Annotated in this window: 2 protein-coding genes; both read right to left on the bottom strand. The window is 58.6% G+C overall.

Features of this window, described 5'->3' with window-relative positions; genetic code table 11:
• The coding region (locus AC1DRJ_RS30365) for an ABC transporter permease family protein (protein WP_477805367.1) at positions 1–415 on the bottom strand (415 nt) is incomplete at its 3' end.
• Positions 416–428: 13 nt separating this feature from the next.
• On the bottom strand, positions 429–835 hold a 407-nt coding region (locus tag AC1DRJ_RS30360), incomplete at its 5' end, for an ABC transporter permease subunit (protein WP_477805366.1).

Here is an 835-nt window from a genome sequence, read left to right as displayed (position 1 = left end):
ACCAGGGCCCGAAGAAGCCTTGGGCGCCGAACATCAGCACGTAGACCAGACCGGCGATCACCGGCGATACCGAGAACGGCAAGTCGATCAGCGTTACCAGCATGCTCTTGCCGCGGAATGAGTACTTGCTCACGCACCAGGCAGCGCTGACGCCGAACACCAGGTTCAGCGGCACCGAGATCAGCACGGCGATCACCGTCAGTTTCAGCGCGGACAGTGCGTCCGGTTCGAAGATCGCGGTGAAAAACGCACCCAGGCCATTCTTCAAACCCTGGGACACCACGATAAATAGCGGCAGCACCAGGAACAGCACAAATATCAACCAGCCAAGACCGATCAGGATTCTTCGTGAGGTGGCACTGCCACGGCGGGCAGCGTTGGCCGACGAGGCGGCAGCAATAGACGATTGGGACATGGTTCGCGCCTCCTTATGGGGTTTCGATGCGACGTTGCAGCAAGTTGATCAGCAGCAACAGGACGAAGGAAACCACCAGCATCAGTACACCAATGGACGTAGCGCCGGTGTAATCGTACTGGTCGAGCTTGACCATGATCAGCAGTGGCAGGATCTCGGTTTTCATCGGCATGTTGCCGGCGATGAAAATCACCGAACCAYACTCGCCGACCCCGCGGGCAAAGGCCAAAGCGAAACCGGTGAGCCAGGCTGGCAGCAGTGCTGGCACCAGAATATGGCGGAAAACCTGTAACGGTCTTGCACCGAGGCACGCCGCCGCTTCCTCCACTTCACGCGGGAAATCAGCCAATACCGGCTGTACGGTACGTACCACGAATGGAAGTGTCACAAAAGTGAGGGCAAGAGTGATGCCGAGGGGGG

It is taken from the genome of Pseudomonas sp. P5_B2, from assembly GCF_056400445.1.
Note: the sequence above shows the minus strand (reverse complement) of the source record. Positions and strands in the feature narration are given on the sequence as shown.